The organism is Oscillatoria sp. FACHB-1407, assembly GCF_014697545.1.
In the GTDB taxonomy this organism is placed as follows: domain Bacteria; phylum Cyanobacteriota; class Cyanobacteriia; order Elainellales; family Elainellaceae; genus FACHB-1407.
In genome coordinates this window covers 116,283-134,163 of the sequence record NZ_JACJSA010000002.1, presented here as the reverse complement: position 1 = coordinate 134,163, position 17,881 = coordinate 116,283, and the positions used below count along the sequence as shown (strand labels likewise).

The 17,881-nt window shown below is 50.9% G+C and carries 13 protein-coding genes; 4 read left to right on the top strand and 9 right to left on the bottom strand.

Features of this window, described 5'->3' with window-relative positions:
• Nucleotides 1–186: 186 nt before the first annotated feature.
• The 4 genes from H6G89_RS03780 to argZ form a co-directional block, all read right to left on the bottom strand.
• Nucleotides 187–1,758: an ammonium transporter gene (locus tag H6G89_RS03780; RefSeq protein ID WP_190503956.1), complete on the bottom strand. Its 1,572-nt coding sequence runs from the start codon at nt 1,756–1,758 to the stop codon at nt 187–189.
• Between the two features lie 286 nt (nt 1,759–2,044).
• A complete protein-coding gene (locus H6G89_RS03775) occupies nt 2,045–2,407 on the bottom strand; it encodes a cupin domain-containing protein (RefSeq protein ID WP_190503955.1) in 363 nt (120 codons plus the stop codon).
• Between the two features lie 16 nt (nt 2,408–2,423).
• Nucleotides 2,424–4,007, bottom strand: a complete 1,584-nt coding sequence (locus H6G89_RS03770; protein ID WP_309229563.1) for an AMP-binding protein — start codon at nt 4,005–4,007, stop codon at nt 2,424–2,426.
• 212 nt (nt 4,008–4,219) lie between these two features.
• Nucleotides 4,220–6,334, bottom strand: a complete 2,115-nt coding sequence (gene argZ, locus H6G89_RS03765) for a bifunctional arginine dihydrolase/ornithine cyclodeaminase (RefSeq protein ID WP_190503954.1) — start codon at nt 6,332–6,334, stop codon at nt 4,220–4,222.
• Between the two features lie 644 nt (nt 6,335–6,978).
• Here argZ and H6G89_RS03760 point away from each other — a divergent pair.
• Nucleotides 6,979–7,842 (top strand): Tab2/Atab2 family RNA-binding protein, encoded by an 864-nt coding sequence (locus tag H6G89_RS03760; protein WP_190503953.1) that lies wholly within the window; start codon nt 6,979–6,981, stop codon nt 7,840–7,842.
• A gap of 44 nt (nt 7,843–7,886) precedes the next feature.
• Here the strand turns inward: H6G89_RS03760 and H6G89_RS03755 are convergent, their stop codons facing one another.
• The 3 genes from H6G89_RS03755 to H6G89_RS03745 all read right to left on the bottom strand — a co-directional run bounded on the left by H6G89_RS03755 (nt 7,887) and on the right by H6G89_RS03745 (nt 12,675).
• Nucleotides 7,887–8,588, bottom strand: a complete 702-nt coding sequence (locus H6G89_RS03755; RefSeq protein WP_190503952.1) for a Crp/Fnr family transcriptional regulator — start codon at nt 8,586–8,588, stop codon at nt 7,887–7,889.
• Nucleotides 8,589–9,052: 464 nt separating this feature from the next.
• Nucleotides 9,053–10,171 (bottom strand): helix-turn-helix domain-containing protein, encoded by a 1,119-nt coding sequence (locus H6G89_RS03750; protein WP_190503951.1) that lies wholly within the window; start codon nt 10,169–10,171, stop codon nt 9,053–9,055.
• A gap of 1,562 nt (nt 10,172–11,733) precedes the next feature.
• Nucleotides 11,734–12,675, bottom strand: a complete 942-nt coding sequence (locus H6G89_RS03745) for an NADP-dependent oxidoreductase (protein ID WP_199336516.1) — start codon at nt 12,673–12,675, stop codon at nt 11,734–11,736.
• A gap of 102 nt (nt 12,676–12,777) precedes the next feature.
• Between H6G89_RS03745 and H6G89_RS36190 the strand changes: the two genes are divergently transcribed.
• The 3 genes from H6G89_RS36190 to H6G89_RS35545 all read left to right on the top strand — a co-directional run bounded on the left by H6G89_RS36190 (nt 12,778) and on the right by H6G89_RS35545 (nt 15,345).
• Nucleotides 12,778–14,169, top strand: a complete 1,392-nt coding sequence (locus tag H6G89_RS36190) for a TIGR04283 family arsenosugar biosynthesis glycosyltransferase (protein WP_190503950.1) — start codon at nt 12,778–12,780, stop codon at nt 14,167–14,169.
• Between the two features lie 443 nt (nt 14,170–14,612).
• On the top strand, nt 14,613–15,179 hold the full coding sequence (locus H6G89_RS03735) for a universal stress protein (protein WP_190503949.1): 567 nt from the start codon (nt 14,613–14,615) through the stop codon (nt 15,177–15,179).
• Between the two features lie 31 nt (nt 15,180–15,210).
• Nucleotides 15,211–15,345, top strand: a complete 135-nt coding sequence (locus H6G89_RS35545; RefSeq protein ID WP_255519352.1) for a hypothetical protein — start codon at nt 15,211–15,213, stop codon at nt 15,343–15,345.
• 99 nt (nt 15,346–15,444) lie between these two features.
• On the opposite strand, the gene H6G89_RS03730 is transcribed toward H6G89_RS35545, so the two are convergent.
• Both H6G89_RS03730 and mrdA read right to left on the bottom strand, forming a co-directional pair.
• Nucleotides 15,445–15,855 (bottom strand): hypothetical protein, encoded by a 411-nt coding sequence (locus H6G89_RS03730; protein WP_190503948.1) that lies wholly within the window; start codon nt 15,853–15,855, stop codon nt 15,445–15,447.
• Between the two features lie 18 nt (nt 15,856–15,873).
• Nucleotides 15,874–17,604: a penicillin-binding protein 2 gene (gene mrdA, locus H6G89_RS03725; protein ID WP_255519351.1), complete on the bottom strand. Its 1,731-nt coding sequence runs from the start codon at nt 17,602–17,604 to the stop codon at nt 15,874–15,876.
• Nucleotides 17,605–17,881: the final 277 nt, after the last annotated feature.

Genomic DNA, 17,881 nt, shown 5'->3' with positions numbered 1-17,881 from the left:
TTTACGATGAGTTGTACTTAGGACAACGATAGTGGCGCAAATCCTGATGCTGGGGAGGCTTTCTGCCTCACCTTCGCCCCATCACACCACCTGAAAACGAAAAGGCATCTGCGCACTTGTTGCAGATGCCTTTCAGACTTATTTAGAAATCATTTCAGGTTGAATGAAACCTGCAAGCGATCGCCCTTACAGGGTGCTGCTGCTGGTTACACCACCAGAGGAAGTACCAGACGTAGGAACCCCAACAGGTGCTCCAGTCGCATCTTTCGCCATACCAGCATAGGCTTCCATGCCGTGTTCGCCGATATCCAAGCCCAACAGTTCTTCTTCTGCGGTCACTCGGATACCCAGAGTGGACTTCAGAATGATCCAGAAGATGCTGGAAAGCAGAACGATCATTCCACCAACTGAGATGGTACCAACGAACTGAATCCAGAGTTGACCAGGGTTACCAAAAAACAGACCAACAGGACCACCTGCATAGAAGGCATCACCCTGAGCAAACAGACCCACTGCCAGAGTTCCCCAAACACCGTTAACGAGGTGAACGGAGATTGCACCGACAGGGTCATCAATCTTGAGTTTGTCAAAGAAACCAACCGCGAAGACCACCAAAATTCCACCGATCGCCCCAATGATGGCTGAAGATGGAACACTCACATAGGCACAGGGAGCAGTCACCGCTACCAGACCTGCCAGAATACCGTTGATGATCATCGACAGGTCAGGCTTGCCTAATGCAACCCAAGCCGTAATGGTTGCCGCAACACCGCCAAATGCAGCCGCAGTATTGGTCGTCAATGCGATGTGAGAAATGGCAACAGGATCAGCCGCCATTGTGGAACCGGGGTTAAATCCAAACCAACCCAACCAGAGAATCAACGCACCCAGCGTAGCGATACTCATGTTGTGACCGGGCAACGCATTGGCAGTGCCATTGTCGTTGTATTTGCCCAAACGAGGGCCAAGGAAAGCCGCACCCATCAGGGCAGCCCAACCGCCAACCGCGTGAACCACGGTAGAACCTGCAAAATCCCAGAAGCCGAAGCCATAAAGCCAGCCACCACCCCAGATCCAGTGTCCGGTAATGGGGTAAGCAATGCCAACCAGCAACAAGCTGAAGATCAAGAAGTCAACGAATTTAATCCGCTCTGCAACTGCACCCGACACGATAGTTGCCGCAGTTCCAGCAAACACTAACTGGAAGAAGAACTTGGCAGCCAGAGGTACACCCGTCCAGTTGAGGGAGCTAAAGATGCCCTGATAGTCATCACCTGTAGCAGGGCTATTGTCGGCTCCAGTCAGGAAAAATCCACCTGTACCAACAAAGGGATTACCGTCAGCAAACATCAAACCGAAACCAATCGCCCAGAATGCAATGGTAGACAGAGCAAACACGATCAGGTTCTTCGAGAGAACGTTAACCGCGTTCTTTTGGCGACAGAAACCAGTTTCTAACATGCCGAATCCGGCGTTCATGAAGAACACCAAAAACGCAGCAATCATGACCCACATGGTATCCATACCAACCTTCAGCCCTGCTGCAACTTCCTCAATGGTAGGAGGAGCATCTTGAGCATAGGCAGCCGAGAAGGTAGTAATAACGACAACAAAAGCCGTTAGAGGAATACACGCTTGCCAGGTGGGAGACAAGAATTTAACCGCTTTGAGCTTACCCAATAAGCCCGCATCTGAATTATTGAGGCGAGCTTGCAAGCCCCTATTTCTTTTCTTTTTGCGAAGTAGAAGGTTAGACATCGTCAGTAGTCGTTGTGGCTAGTTTTTCTTTATCCAGGGGAATATTGGTTCGTGAGCACGAAGCTCCCCGTAGAAAAGTTGATACTTAGAATTAAGGAATGATAAAGATGATTCAATTCTTAGGGTTGTTATTCTGTATCTGAAAATACATTTAGGTGTCTTCTGGACACAAGAATGTGTAACAGGATTAACTAAATTTCCTTCCATAGATAGCTTATTGAGAGATGGATAGAGTGGTATTCATGCAGGATTGACCGTTATTCAACAGCCCAATGAGTCCTAACCCTCAGGAATACACCGTTTCATCTTCCTTGCGCCACGCTGGATCGACGATACAGATAAAGACCAGCGGTTCTGTACCGCAATTGTGGATGAACTGTTTGGCATTGGGGGGAATGTAAATTGCATCCCCCACTTCAACCCGTCGCGTTTCCCCATCAATGTGCATTTCGCCAACGCCACTGAGAATGTAATAAACCTCCGAGGTAGTTAGGGAATGAGCAGTGGAGGTATCTCCTGGCAAGACGATCGCGTGGGCAAGGCTATAGCGCAACTCCAACGGTTGCTTATCGGGATGCAATAGCTCTCGCAACAGGGTGTTATCACCCGCAATAAACTCTTCACACTCATTTAGTTTGCGTACCAACATAAACCTAACTACTGCTTTACTTGCTCAGAGTATTCTGCAACAGACGGTGCAACGCTGGGTAATCAATTTTAGCGTTGTGACGTTTATCTACCGGGATTTTGGGATAGAGCTTGTAAGTGTGAATCTGTGCCCAGACAAGGGTGGTTTTGAGCGCATCCAACGTATTCACAGGAGCATTGGGAGCCAGTTCGATCGCCAGAACCCGTTTCCCTTCAAAGGCAGTCATAGCGGTACGGCGAACCCCGGTCACATAACTCGCGGCTGTCTCCACCGCAAAGGGATACAGTTCCCCGCAAGCATCTTGAATCCGGGCACTACATCGCCCCATCAACCAGAGACGGTTCTGCTGATCCAGATAGCCCGCATCGCCAGTTCGGTGCCAGGGCATTCCGTCTACTTGAAACTTGGTTTCCTCGTTGCCTTTGCCATGCAGATAACTCGCCAACACATGCTCCCCACTGACTACAATCTCACCGATCGCCCCAATGGGTAGACAAAGCGCGTCAAACTCAGTGTTGGTGAAGTGCCCCAACGGCGTTCCCCACTGGTTTGGCAGAATTCGTAACTGCACCTCTGGCACGGGAACTCCGACCAGCAAACCTCGTCCATTTAACATGAAGGTGACATCGTCGGTTTGGAGTTCCTGAAAATCAACGTGGGCGATCGGCTCTGCTTCGGTAGAGCCATAGACAGCAGATACTTGAGCGTCAGGGGCGATCGCCTGTAACTGCTCCAGCAACCGAGGAAAGACAGGGGCACCCCCGCTAAAAATGCGTTGAAAGCTGGGTAGTGTTAGCCCCCGTTGCTGACAATAATCGGTTAATCGCCCCAGCAATGCCGGAGAAGCCGCTGTGCTAATCGGTTGATAGCGTTGAATCTGTGCTATTAGACGGGTTGGGTTGACCCGACCCGGAAACCGCAGATCCACAGCAGGAATCAGGCTAGTGACCCCGGAAGCGAGATTTGCCAATACAAAAATCGGTAGTGTGGTCAGATCAACCGTATCGGGTGTCAGACTTAAACTGTGAGCCAATGCTTTGTGTTGCGCTAAGAGAAACCCATGCGTTCTCAACGCTGCTTTGGGCTGTCCGGTGCTGCCACTCGTAAAGGTCACCAGAGCAGGTGTATCGGCTTCGCAAGGGGAAATTTTCTTGAGCAGGGGGACTTGTTTAATCCGTGACCAGGAAATGGCTCCCGGCACAGGGAAGCCCACCCCAAACTTAATTGGAATCTGACGTAAAGCAAGCGATCGCAACCGCAGCAAATGCGCTTTGTCCGTTGCAATTAGAGCCTTGGGCGGCAGGAGTGCACAACAGCGTTCCAGATGCTCTCGTCCAGCGGAGGGGTCAACAAACATCGCCACCATCCCCAGTCGAAACACCGCCATCAACGCCACATAAAGTTGGGCTGACATCGGCACAAAAATCAATATCGCATCACCCGATCGCAACCCCGATCGCTCCAGTAAGGCTGCGGCACGACTCGATAACTCCTCCAACGCCGCAAAGCTGAGGCTCTGACCAGAACGGAGATCATGAATGGCGATCGCCCCTGGTCTAACCTCAGCTTGCGTTTGCAGAATCGTTGCAATGTTAATCACAAAGGATAAACGATGAAGGATAAAAAGTAGAAGAGGTACTGGTTAGTTAGTCATTCGTCATTTGTCATTTGTCAATCGTTGATCATGTTTCAGGACTGACCATTAACCATTGACCACTGACCATTGACCATCAACCACTGACCATTGACCATTGACCATTGACCATTGACCACCTTCTCCCACTCCACCTATCATCCTTTATCCTTCTCAAACTACACCAACTGCAACGTCTGATAGGGACTGGTGAGCTTCGACAACTGTTGCACTAACAGGCTGAGGAACAAGCCCACGTCAGTCACAACGCCGACGGACTCTACAGAGCCGCGATCGCTCAGTTTGGTGACAACGGCGGGGTTGATGTCAACGCACACCAGCTTAACGCCTGCCGGAGTCATGTTACCGACGCCGATGGAGTGCAACATCGAGGAGAGCATCAAAATCATGTCGGCTCCCTCAATCAGCTTGGCATACTCGGCTTGCGCCTCCAGCAAATCCATCCGGGTGTCGGGCAAAGGTCCATCATCGCGAATGGAGCCTGCCAGCGAGAAGGGAACGCCCTTCTTCACACACTCATAGAAGATGCCACTGGTGAGCACACCCTGTTCCACGGCGTTGGCGATGCTGCCACAACGACGGATAGTATTGATCGCCTTGAGGTGATGACGGTGCCCACCGCGCACAGACACGCCTCGCTTCATATCCATGCCGAGGGAGGTGCCCATTAACGCCTGCTCGATATCGTGAACGGCGATCGCATTACCTCCTAGTAGAGCCTGCACATAGCCCTCGCGAATCAAGCTTGACAGATGCTCGCCACCACCCGTGTGAATCACCACAGGTCCAGCCACAACCGCGACTTTACCCCCCTGATCCCGGATGCGGCGCAATTCCCAGGCGATTTGCTCGACCACCAGTTCGACTCGGCGTTCGCTGGACACACCCGAACCCATAAAGCTGAACTCTTGGGCACCTCGTTGATCGCGAGCTTCGGTCTTGCGGACGGTGCGAATACCTTCTACCCCGACCACGACGCGATCGCCCACTCGCAAATCACGCAACAACTTACAATGTGCTACAGGTCCACTGGGGCTACGCGAAACGACGATCGCCCCATCCATCCGTTGATCTTGCACACGCACCCACTGACACTCGACCCGCACCTCAGTTGGGTAGATCGTGGTTACGTAGAAGTCATCGGGAGCCACTCCGTCCTGTGTCACAACTTCGAGTGGGTTATCGCAGACCTCCTGTGGCAATGCCACTGCCCCAATGTCGATCAGTTGGGACATGATTTTTTCCATCACATCATGGGATGGAGCCGTCACGCGAATCTCAGCCGTTGATGTGCTTTGCCGCTGTTCACCCAGCTTGAAATTGAGAATCTGGAAGCTGCCACCGCCTTCCACAACGGCATCTAATGCCCGGTTCATCGTGCCGGAGTCGATCAAATGCCCCTCTAGCTGAATCGTGCGGCTCTCAACTGCGGCGATCGCGTGTACCTCTGGCTGAATTGGCTCTGTCACCCGCAGAGTCAGGCACTTCGCCGCACCCCCGGCTTTGATAAACTCATTCAACGGCGTTTGAATCACCTTAAAGCCCACGGCATCCAGGCGACGTTTCAGATCCTCACCCGTCTGATTCATGATCACGGTGCGATCAACATTGACCGCATTGCAGGCAAAATTCATCGCATCCGGTTCTTCCACCACAATGCGTTTGTGCTCTGGCACGCGCATCTCAATCAACCGATTGGAGTAGGCATCAAATGCAGGTGGGTAGTAGAGCAAATAGCCATCCGTCAACGGACAAAAACAGGTGTCGAGGTGATAGAACCGTTCGTCCATCAGCCGCAGCGACAGCACTTCAATATCCAACCACTTGGCTAAATAGGGGTGCGAATCCAGTTCTGAGCGGAAGCCATATCCTGCCCACAACCACCGTCCCTCGCGATCGAGCAATGCATCTCCTGCCCCCTCAAACGGCAGATCCTTCGGTAGCTCATGCACCGTGTAACCCTGACTCAAAAACCACTCCTTAAAGAACGGCTCTTCACCCTGACGTTCCTTATGGTAGAAGCGGCTGAGCACCACACTATCGCCGAGTACTAATCCAGCATTGGCAGTAAACACCATATCCGGCACCCCTTTTTGCGGGGTGATCAGGTCAACCAGAGCCTGATCTTTGAGGATGTGGTAGAGCGATCGCCACTGGTCTACGGCGCGATCGCGAGAGGACTTGTGAATGTTTCCCTCCATCCACGGATTAATCACGTAATCCACGTCGTAATGGTCGGGAGCACACATCAGAAAACGGATTGAAGCACTCATAAAAATTAGCACCTGTAGCAGAGAGGTCGTGTAGATGCGACATTGGGCAGCCTGAGTCTCTAGCTTGAGCCTTAAACGGGGAGTTCAACCCCTTGCCCACAGACAACTTACACCATGACCAAGGAACATAGAGACCCAAAAAAGTCAAGATTCTATCTTATTACGGCATTGGGGACGTATCACAGTTACAATCATCACTGCAAATTGATCCCATATCCTTTAGCCAGTGAAACTCTACCTCCATCCTCGCTTAGAGAATGCCAAGTCGTGGTTAACCTGACCTTTCTGCAATTTTTCGTGACAAATCGAAGAAAGAATGAAGAAAGAAAAGAGAAAAAAGAATGATCAATCATTTCTTATCCTTGCTTACCCTCCCTCTTCCCTCTTTCTCTTAGGAATAGAAATTAAATTAGATGATATTTTGTACGGGCGCGGCATTTGGGTAGAAATCTCTGCCGAAGTTGCCAGATTGTTTGCCAAATGCCACGCCCCTAACAACAATTTGGCGATTTTATCCGACTCACGATCCTTAGCCTTCTTCCTTCTTTTTCCCTCTTCTTTTTTCCCTCTTCCCTCTTAGCCTTTATCCTTTAGCCTTCATCCTTCATTTTTCCTCTTCTTTTTTCTTTTTTCTTTTTTCCCTTATGACTACCTGGCAGGCTGACTTTTATCGACGTCCCGTTCAAGATGAGGCAGGTAATCCGCTTTGGGAGCTGGTCGTGTGCGATGCAGGGCAGTTCTCCCAAGCGAGCAATTTCCCCTTTGCCGAGTTTGCCTGGTGTCCTCAATCGCAGGCAAATGCCACCTGGCTGACCCACCAGTTGCAACAATGGATCAGCACAACCAAGACCCCCCCCACTCGATTGCAGGTCTTTCGTCCACAGGCGTTGAGCCTGCTTGAAACTGCCGCTCAGCCTCTGGGGATCGTCGTAGAGCCAACTCGCCACACCACAGCCCTCAAACAACTGCTACAGGAACGGGCAGACCACTACCGCACCTTGCCCCACTACACCGGGCAACCTTATGAGCCAGTCAAGCTAGAGCAACCCCCACCCCTACCCCTACCAGAACAATTGTGGGGAGAACAATGGCGATTTGCGGCGATCGCCGCTGGAGATCTAGAACTTGCTTTTGCCGACAAACCCATTCCCATCCGCTCTATGCCGACTGACCTGCTGCCGATGTCGCTGCAACTTGCCTCGAACCTGCCCATTCCGGGTGTGGTGATTGATGGGGGACGGCAATCCATGCGCCTAGCTCGCTGGCTGCAAGAGGTTAACCCCGTAGCACTGCAATACATTCCCGGTGCTCCCGATGGGCTGATCCTGGAGGCAGGGTTAGTCGATCGCTGGGTTATAGCTACTTTTGAGGACAAAGAGGCGATCGCGGCTGCTCAGACCTTTCGGCAACGGCAAGAAGCAACTCAAGGAATGCACTTTTTACTCGTGCAACCCGACAATTCGGGGATGACCTACAGTGGCTTGTGGTTATTAAGAAACACGGCATAGGAGAGACGCCATGCATGGCGTCTCTCCTATGTCTCTCCTAAGCCCTAAACCAACAGTCGTTCCAGCGCGTGCATATCGGGAATCCGCAAAATCTCGCGATCGCGCACGATTAGCCCTTTGCGTTCTAGCTTACTGAGCACTCGCGTTACCGTCTCCCGTGCCAGTCCGCTCAAACTACTCAACTCTCGGTGCGGCAGGTTTGGGATTTCAATTCCTTCAGCACTCTTCTTGCCCTGCCCTTCTGCCAAAAACAACAGAATATCTGCCACACGAGACATACTGTCAGATTCTCGCAAGCGCAAGCGACGATTGACCTGCCTCAGCCGTCGTGCCATGAATTGAGCCAGTCGAATTCCAGCTTGCGGCTCGGTGTTAATCAACTGCACAAAGTCTTGGGCTGGCATATTACCGATGATCGTCGGAGCCAGCGTAATCACGTCAGTAGAGCGAGGCACCTCATCCAGAGGAGCCATCTCACCAAAAACCTCACCCTTACCCAGAATATTAAGGGTGACTTCCTTGCCGTCTAAGTTGTAAGTCCGAATCTTGACCCACCCCTCCAAAATGAAGTAAACGGAACTTCCCCAGTCATTTTCAAGCAAAATGACCTGGTTAGGAGGGTGGCTGCGAGTGACAACGTGAGAAGTCGCCTTCTCCACAACCGTCTCAGGCAACCCTTCAAAGAAGGGAGCTGAGCGAATTAGAGAGTTGTCTCTATTGTCTCGTGGGTTGTACCGATCTTGCATGGAGTCATCGCGTCGAACTCTGAGTCAATGAGAAGGTGCCCGGTCGGATCGAGAGTAGCTAACGTTACTTTAGCTGCCCAATAGCTCACTCAGAGTAGATAGGCTACGACCTCGCTGGCGAAAAACTAAGACTATCACAATGCTAAAAACAGTGACTTCAGGATCTCCACCTTACTGTTTAGATTATCGCACTAACTTTGCTTTTGATGAAAAAGCTAGGAGAACTACGGATACGGCAAGGTTAACTTCGTAACGTTGTCCATCCTGCGAAAACTCACTGAAGAACTTAGCATTGCTATAACCTCAAGTTTACCCAAGGCTAGGTCAAAATATTAAACCATATTTAACAATACAGACGCTAATCAGACTCTTTTGCAATCAATTTGCTTTGGGAATCACCCACACGATGTAGTGCAGGTTCTCAAAACGAGAATCATCGCCTCCCAATTGATTTCTAATGATGACTACCGATTACTATCGGTTCTTGAGGTTTCAGGAGGAATGACTTCTGGATTCGCGATCGCCCCTTCTCGTTGAGTCGTGGGGGAAGCGGTTCCTGAAACAGCCCCACCGACCGGAGTGACTGATTGCACAGCTTCTGGAATGGGCTGTGGCTGCATATCCGGCACGACAGGGGTACTCAACGATGTTGAACCTGTTTCATTAGACATCCAGGCTAACCCACCTAACGCACCCGCCATCAAAGCAGCGTAACTGAGGTAAAGGTGTACCGGACGGAGTGTAGGCGGTTCGGGCGATCGCTGTTGCCATGATGGCACGATGGTCTTTGGCTGTTCGAGCACCATCAAAGAATTTGCCATGCTTGCCCCATCTAAACCCAGAGCATCTGCAATGCGACGAATAAAGCCACGGACATAGATGTCTTCAGGCAAGTGATCGACATCCCCCGATTCCAGTGCCCGGATCAGATGAATCGGCACCCAGGTCTGGGTATGCAAGCGATCGAGCGATATTCCCTTTTGTTGGCGCATATGCCCCAGTTCTAATCCGATTTGCCGCAAAACAGTCGCTCGTTTTTGCGCCGCAGGACTGGGGGCAGCTTCCACCCGTCCTGTCTTTTTCGTTTGAGACACAATCACACGCGGTTCGACCCGCGCCAAATGAGCCCTTGTGGGTTGAACCGTTTCTTTGATGGGCTGATTTGCCACCACAGCAGTCGCCATAACCCGATGATTGTCGGTTATCAACGCGGAGGGTTGGGCTGAAGCCTCAGGCTGAGTCGTTGACTCTACGGTGCGTCTGGTGACTTCCCCATCGGGGGAGTTGCTCCGCATGGCTGGTGTAGCCGTCTCTAAAGCACTGGCTGAGTGGGTGGAATAGTGCTTTGCCAGATAGCGTAAGGCTAACCGAATGGCTTCTCTACCAACAATTTTGAGTGCCTGAGAACCATTCAATACATCTGTACCCTCGTGTTGCAAGTTGCTCAATGCGGCTTGGTATGCCTCACTGCGATGAAGCTCTGCTTCAACTTGACTCAATAGCGATCGCAATCCCTCCTGCGAGATTGCCAGTTTCATGCTTCCAACACCATCTAATACAGATGGAGATGCTGCTACCACCATTTCACATCCTCCCTACAAGCTCTAGTGAGCGGTTTGCTTCGACCTGGGCTGCGTGGAAGCATCACTCTAAAAGACCTTCACACCGATATAAACTCGCCTGCTGTAAATAGCTAATTTAATGAAGCCCAGTTTGTCTATGTAAATTCTTCTAGGGCTTAAGATTAGCTCCGGAAGCGATTGTAGGAATTCCAAGATTTTTCTCAAGAATCAGGATTGAGTGATTTATGGTGTTCGTTTTATATCGTTTGTTTTGTCTAAGGCTATGTGTGCCGAGGGTTTGGGATGGCAAACCGCATCACCCAAAATCCTTACCCACTCAGGTCTACCTGGTTTTTCAACGAAGGATAGTGGCAGTTATAGATTCATTTAAACGAGTCATCAATATAACTTGTTGAATCCCGAAATTCACGAATAACGCTAACATTTCAGGTGTAATAAATTACCTGTGGCAACTGAGAGGTTGGTTAGGATGGGGTGCAGGGGTGGAATCCCACGCAGGCGACAGTGCCCCTTTGCAGTACCTGTACTGAATCAACGTACACATGGCTGTGCGCGTTGTGACCACTCCATTTCAGACAGTCGCTTAACAACACAAAAGGCACATCGATCGGAAAAAATCCATCTCTCTGTGCCTCAAATATTAAATATTATTGATGAGTTGCGATCGCAACTAATGATTGCAATTTATTCCATAACGTCTTCAACGATCGACATCAGGTCGAGTCTCTAGAAGCGGCTTGCTATCCCTATACCAAGTGAGTACTCTAAATCTCTATTACCCTATTTGTTTTAAGATTTAGAGTTAATACACAATTTTACTTCTGCAAAGGAAGCTCACATCAAACCTTGACCTGTATCATAGAAGTGCGATCGCTTAACTACGGTGATGCTCTTCCGGTCGATACACTTTAGACCAGCAGCGTTCTAAATGTCTCACTTTAAAGGTAGACCAAAACTTGTAAGGATTTAGAACCAGTGGTGAATTTTTGCACCCAATCGGTTGATTTAGAAATTGCCAAAGGGGAAAGGCAAAGCCGTTGTAGTTTGAGTTCATGGTGAGTAGGAGCTAGGAAGGACTGGGCAGTGACCCTCAGCATCTACCAAAAGGTAGAACTTAAAGGCTCTTCTATACAATGCCCAAATCTACACTCTGATTTTCCATATCGGGCAACTCCATATTGAAGTTTTATGTCAGACTTCACAGAACGATTGGATGTCGCAGCCGAAAGTTAATCATCTCAGCGAGATGATTTGTTTACAGTTTTGTCATCAACGTGAAAACAGGGTGCCGAGGTGAACCTCTGGTTGGGACATCGCCCCAAGTCTTCTGTCCTCACTGAGATGGCGATCGCGAGAGAGTAGATTTGGGCAGCAAAGAACGACTTACTGCTGATCGTTTTCTTTCAATTGCCACAGCTCTAAACCCGAACATTCCCAAAAAAATTTCCATTAAAAGTGGGTTTGTTATGAAATTTAGAGATTCTGTTACCGTCTCTGTCTCTCGTCTGTCACTCTCGCTGCAAACAAATCTCCCACAAACCTCTCCAAGCTCCTGCTGACCATTAATCTCTGACCTGGAAAACGATCTTGCCGCGTGTGCGTCCGCTCTGGCTCAGCTTGTGCGCCTCAGCCGCTTGACTGAGCGGGAGCACTGTCTCAACGATTGGCTTTATGGTTCCTGCATCGATGAGTTGTGCCATTTCGGTCAACCAGTCGGCTCTGGGCTGAATAAACACATAGGCACTGCGACACTGATGAGCCGCAACTTTTTCCTCTGGTGGCGGAGACACAATCGAGACTAAAATTCCTCCTGGTTTAACCACCTGCCACGAACGCTCTTGCACATCTCCACCCATCGTGTCAAACACCATATCCACAGGCGCGATCGCCTCTTCAAAGGGAGTTGTCTGGTAATCAATGACCTCATTGGCTCCCAACTCCATTAGAAAATCGCGATTGCGGGCTGACGCAGTGCCAATGACATACGCCCCTTTCCAACGAGCCAATTGAACGGCGTAGCTACCAACACCCCCTGCGGCTGCATGGATCAAAACCCGTTGTCCAGCGGTCAAATTGGCAGATTCAAACAAGCAGTGCCATGCTGTGATACCTGCCAGTGGCACAGCTGCCGCATGAATGTGGTCGATCGCCTTTGGTTTGAAGGCAACCTCTGAGGCTTTGACAGCAATGTATTCTGCGTAAGCCCCATCCCGTTTGATATCGGGGCGAGCATAGACCTCATCGCCTGGTTTAAAATCAGTTACCTCAGCACCGATCGCCTCTATCACGCCAGACACATCCCACCCCAACGTTAAGGGCAGGTCGTAATCAATAAACCCTTGCAAATACCCTTCCCGAATTTTCCAATCGACGGGGTTTACGGCTGTCGCATGGACTCGAATCAACACATCATCCTGGGCGATCGCAGGTAAAGGAACCTCTTCGTAAGTTAGGGTTTCTAACCCTCCGTAAGCGTGAATTCGGACTGCCTTCATTGTTGCCATCGCACTTCGTTACAGAGACGTTAGTCTTGATTGTAAAGAAGCTTGAGCAGAAGATGATGGAGAGAGCCACAAAAATTCTGTAATCACGCTGACCCCAATTAGGTGCAACATTTACTGGTATTTACCCGATATCCTGAGCCTGGAAAGACCAAAACCAGGCTAATTCCAGCATTAGGCGCAGAGGCAGCCGCCGACCTACAGCGACAAATGACGGAACATGCGATCGCCCAGATCCGCATTTTACAAACCACTCATCCCACCCTGACGGTCACGGTTTGGTTTGCGGGGGGTGATGCAGACCGTGAAGCCGACTATCGATCGCTCCTTCAGGATTGGCTGGGGTCTGACCTGGATTATCGTCCCCAGAGCAAGGGGGATTTGGGCGCAAGGCTGAGTTGGGCATCCCAAACGGCGTTTGCAGCAGGGGCAACAGAAATCGTTATCATTGGCACCGACTGCCCCGGAGTGGATGCAGAGCGACTGGCACAGGCATTCGCCGCACTCTGCATCAGTGATGGGGTGTTGGGTCCGGCGACCGACGGAGGATATTACCTGATTGGCTTGCGGGTTGCTGACGCTCCCCCTGACCAGAGTCGGGAGGATCGATTCAGCCGACTGATCCCGGCACTATTTTCAGATGTTGCCTGGGGAACCAGTGACGTGTTTCGACAAACCGTGGCGATCGCCCAAGCCCTCAACCTCACGCTTGCCTATCTGCAACCCCTCACAGATATCGATCGCCCCGAAGATGTAGCGGTGTGGGAGGCAATTCGCGATGGAAAGCCAGCCCAGGTAACGCCGCACGACCGAATTTCGGTGATCATTCCTGTGCTCAACGAAGCCGATAAGATTGCCAAAACATTACAGCATCTTAAGGCAGTGCCCCAGGTGGAGGCGATCGTCGTCGATGGCGGTAGTCAGGATGATACGGTTGCTGTGGCTCAAGCCTATGGAGCCATCGTCCTCCAGACCCCACCCGGACGCGCCCACCAGATGAATACGGGAGCTACTGTCGCCACAGGCAGTGTGTTGCTCTTTTTGCATGCTGACAGCCAGTTGCCTCAAAGATTTGTCGAACAGATACACCAAACTCTGGCTCAACCTAACGTTGTTCTGGGAGCCTTTAACCTGGCTATCGATAGCTCGATCCCTGGGTTGCGTTTAGTGGAATGGGGGGTGAAGTGGCGATCGCTCCTGTTGCAGTTGCCCTACGGCGATCAAGCTCTGTTTCTTAAAGCCACTCAGTTTCAACAGGTGGGAGGCTTTGCCGAGCTACCGATTATGGAGGACTTTGATTTTGTTCGGCGGTTACAACACCTGGGACGAGTGGCGATCGCTCCTGCCTCAGTTGTCACCTCAGCCCGCCGCTGGGAAAAATTGGGTGTGCTGCGAACAACCTTGATTAATCAGTTCATCATCATGACTTACTTTTTGGGAGTCAGACGCGATCGCATTGCCCGGTGGTATCGATCGGGGATGAAGAAGAAAGGATAAAGGATAAGGGATAAAGGATAAGGGATGAAGGATGAAGGATAAGGGATAAAGGATGAGGGATGAAGGATAAAGGATGAAGGATAAGGGATGAAGGATAAAGGATGAGGGATAAAGGATGAGGGTTAGATCTGAAGGGAGTTTCAGAAAACTTTCATACTTATACCAATTGAAATAGAAAACATGACACATGATGGCTTGAAGCCTTCGACGTACAAGGCTCCAGCCATCCAAAATTGCAAATCCAAAATCTAAGATGGCATTAGATGCTGGGTATAGTCATTTGGGATTGAGACGTTCCTAAAAAATTCCCCTCTCCCCTCTGCTTTTTGCCTTTTGCCCCTCTTCACTTAAAGCTGTATTGCGATAATGAATGATTCTCAAGGAAGTGAGTTAGGTTGATGGGTAAAGACAGAAAACGCTGAGCTAAGACAAAGGAGAAAGTCATGGGGTTTCAAAGGATTTTGGCGGCGATCGATTATTCTCCCTTAAGTCAAGAAGTCTTTACTCAAGCCCTCGACCTTGCCCGGTCAAATAACGCCAAATTAATGCTGTTTCACTGCGTTTCTGAAGAAACCATGACAGGTAGCAGTCCCTTTTCGGGTGAGTTGGGCTTGTTGCCACGCATCGTCAACCAGGCCTATCAAGCTCAGCAGATTTATTTGGAACAGCGGATGCAGGACATTCAATCCCTGTTACGAGGTTACTGCGAAACCGCTGCACAACAGGGAGTTGTTGCTGAATCTAGCTATCAGATCGCCGATGCCGGACAGGGTCTTTGTCAGGCAGCGCAATCGTGGCAGGCAGATTTAATCGTGTTGGGGCGACGGGGACGACGGGGGTTAACCGAGGTGCTATTGGGCAGTGTGAGCAACTACGTGTTACACCACGCTGATTGTACGGTTTTAATTGTTCAGTCGAGCCGATCGCACCCAACCTCCAACCCTGCATCCAGTGCTTCCGATGTCGCTCACCCATCCCTGAAAGTGGATCATCATCTGACTAGCCACTGAGGTAACGTAGTGCGGTTTAAGAGCCTGGCAAATGAATTCGCGGATAGGGGAAGGTTCGCCGACACGGACTCTGGAAGAGGCAGGTTTTGATGAACCGACGCAGGTCGGTTTTGCTCCTATGGCAGCGGGTTTAACCGTCAAAATCCTGATCCCGAATTCACGTTAGGAGATTTCCAGGAAACAAAATACCTGTAAGGGCGTTTCGTGAAACGTCCCTACCAGAAACCGACTGGTACATTCTTTCTCAGAAATCTCCTTAAAGCGGTTAAGAGGCAGGCTCGGCAATACGAATCGATCGCCCTGTGCGATCGCTGTGAATGACATAGTTGCCCTGGGGTGTGCTAAACGTGGCTTGATAGCCTGGAGTGATCACTTGAGCACATACCTCATCTGGTCGAGGCAACCCCAAGCAAGCATCGCCCCATTCCATTGGGGTTGACGTTTGCAGCTGAATTTGATCGGGTGATAATCCTAGCTGTTCAGCCAGGGTTGTTTGAGCTTGCTGAATCCAGGTGGCTGAGGGTTCACTTGAAGCAGACCCCGTGGTGCTGGGTGACATGACGGTTGTCGGAGAAGGACTGACAGGTGTGATGGATACGGTCGATGGGCTACAGGCGATCGCCAACATCAACACCACCACCAGACAACCCAGCTTCAAAACCTTCACAGTGCTCATAACTCATCTCATGCCCTGTTAGTCGCGATCGAAATAAGCTTTGTAGATTTCGTGGGCGATGGGCAAGGCTGCCACCCCACCATAGCCCCCATTCTCTACAATAACGGCGATCGCAATCTGGGGATCGCTCGCCGGCCCATATCCAACAAATAGAGCATGGGGCTTACGTCCTACCACTTCAGCGGTGCCCGTTTTACCAGCGGTCAGAGGAATAGAGCCATCATTCAGACGACGGGCGGTGCCCTCTTGAACAGCAGCCGTCATGCCGGAACGAATGGCATTGATGGTGCCGGGTTTGATCCCTGTGGCTTCAGGCTGCATCGCGGGGGTATTTGTCTCGCTAGCCAGCAGATGAGGATGCACGCGCTGACCACCATTGGCGATCGTCGATGCCATGACTGCCAGTTCCAGCGGAGTCACCTGCACAACCCCCTGACCAATTGACATACTCACCGTATCGCCGCCATACCAGGGTTCGCCATACAGTTCCTCCTTATCCTGCGGAGTCGGCAACAGCCCGTGACTACCGCCATCTAAGCCCATGTTAGAGGTGGTGCCGATCCCCAAAAGGCGTCCCCATTTGGAGATTGCCTCTGGCCCTACCCGTAGCCCGATTTGATAGAAGAAAGTATTGCTGCTGACCGCCAGAGCTTTGCGAAAGCCAATCGCCCCATAACCGTGTTTGCTGTGTTCCCAAAACTGGATACCCCCCAAACTGATAAACGCAGAAGTACCAATGGTGGAATTTGGGGAAAAGTGACCCGATTCCATCCCCGCTGTCGCTGTGACGACCTTAAACGTGCTTCCCGGTGGATAGGTTTGCAATGCCCGATTGAGGAACGGTTGATCTCCCTCCTGCAAGCGTTGCCATTCGGCTTGGGTCACCCGCCGAGTAAAGATGCTGGGATCAAAGCTAGGGCCGCTTGCCAGAACTAAAACGGCTCCCGTCTTAACATCCAACGCGACGACTGCACCGCGCCGACCATTTAAGGCTCGTTCTGCGGCTTGTTGTAGCTCCAGATCCAGCGTCAGTTGAATGGGGTTGCCTCCCACAGTCGGATTCGACCCCAAAATGCGAGACTCTCGTCCTCTGGCATCTACTTCTACCAGACGACTGCCCCATACCCCCTCTAGCTGAGCATTGGCGATGCGCTCGATCCCCATCTGCCCAACAATCATGCCATTGGGATAGTCAGGGTTAGCCGCCATGTCTGCCTCACTCGCCTCGCCAATGTAGCCCAGCACGTGGGATGCCAGACTGCGATGGGGATAGTAGCGCACCGACCCCGCTACAATCTCTACGCCCGGAAGCTGAGCTGATTGCTCCGCGATCGCCACAAACGCTGTCTGATCGAGTTGTTGACTGATGCGTACGGGCAACGGCGAATCAAACCCAGATTGCTCTAACCGACCCATGATCTCAGCCGCAGGAATGTCTAAAATCGCCTCCAGACGAGCAGCCGTAGCTTGCCACTGTTCACGAGTTTGCTGTCGCGGCCACAGATACACCGCACGCGAGAGTTGATTGGAAGCCAATAACCTACCGTGGCGATCGGTAATGTTGCCGCGATCGGCAGGAATAGGCACCAGACGCACCCGATTTTGCTCGGCGAGTTGTCGATTATACGCCCCTTCAACTAACTGCAATTGCGTTAGGCGAAAGAGGTGCGCACTCATAAACGCCGTTATGAAAAACATAAAAATTAACGCCCGTCGAGTTAGGTTGTCTCGACTCACAGCGTTTTGCATCAACGATGCGTTTGTGCGTCTTCCTGAGGAAGGATAGATTCCACCAGCCATCTTGACCTCGGTTTCAGCGATCTAATTGGGTTGACACAATTGAATGGGGTCTAACGTGATATGAAATCCGATTAGTCCAAATTAAAGAGTTCAGATTTGTAGGGGCAGATTGCCATTCAAACCCTGCTTTGTAAAGGTTCTGTTAACTCAACTCACCCATCCCTACTATCAGTTTTCAAGCCATCAGTTTTCAAACCGATCAAGTCTTAGGAAAATTTGGTAGCTT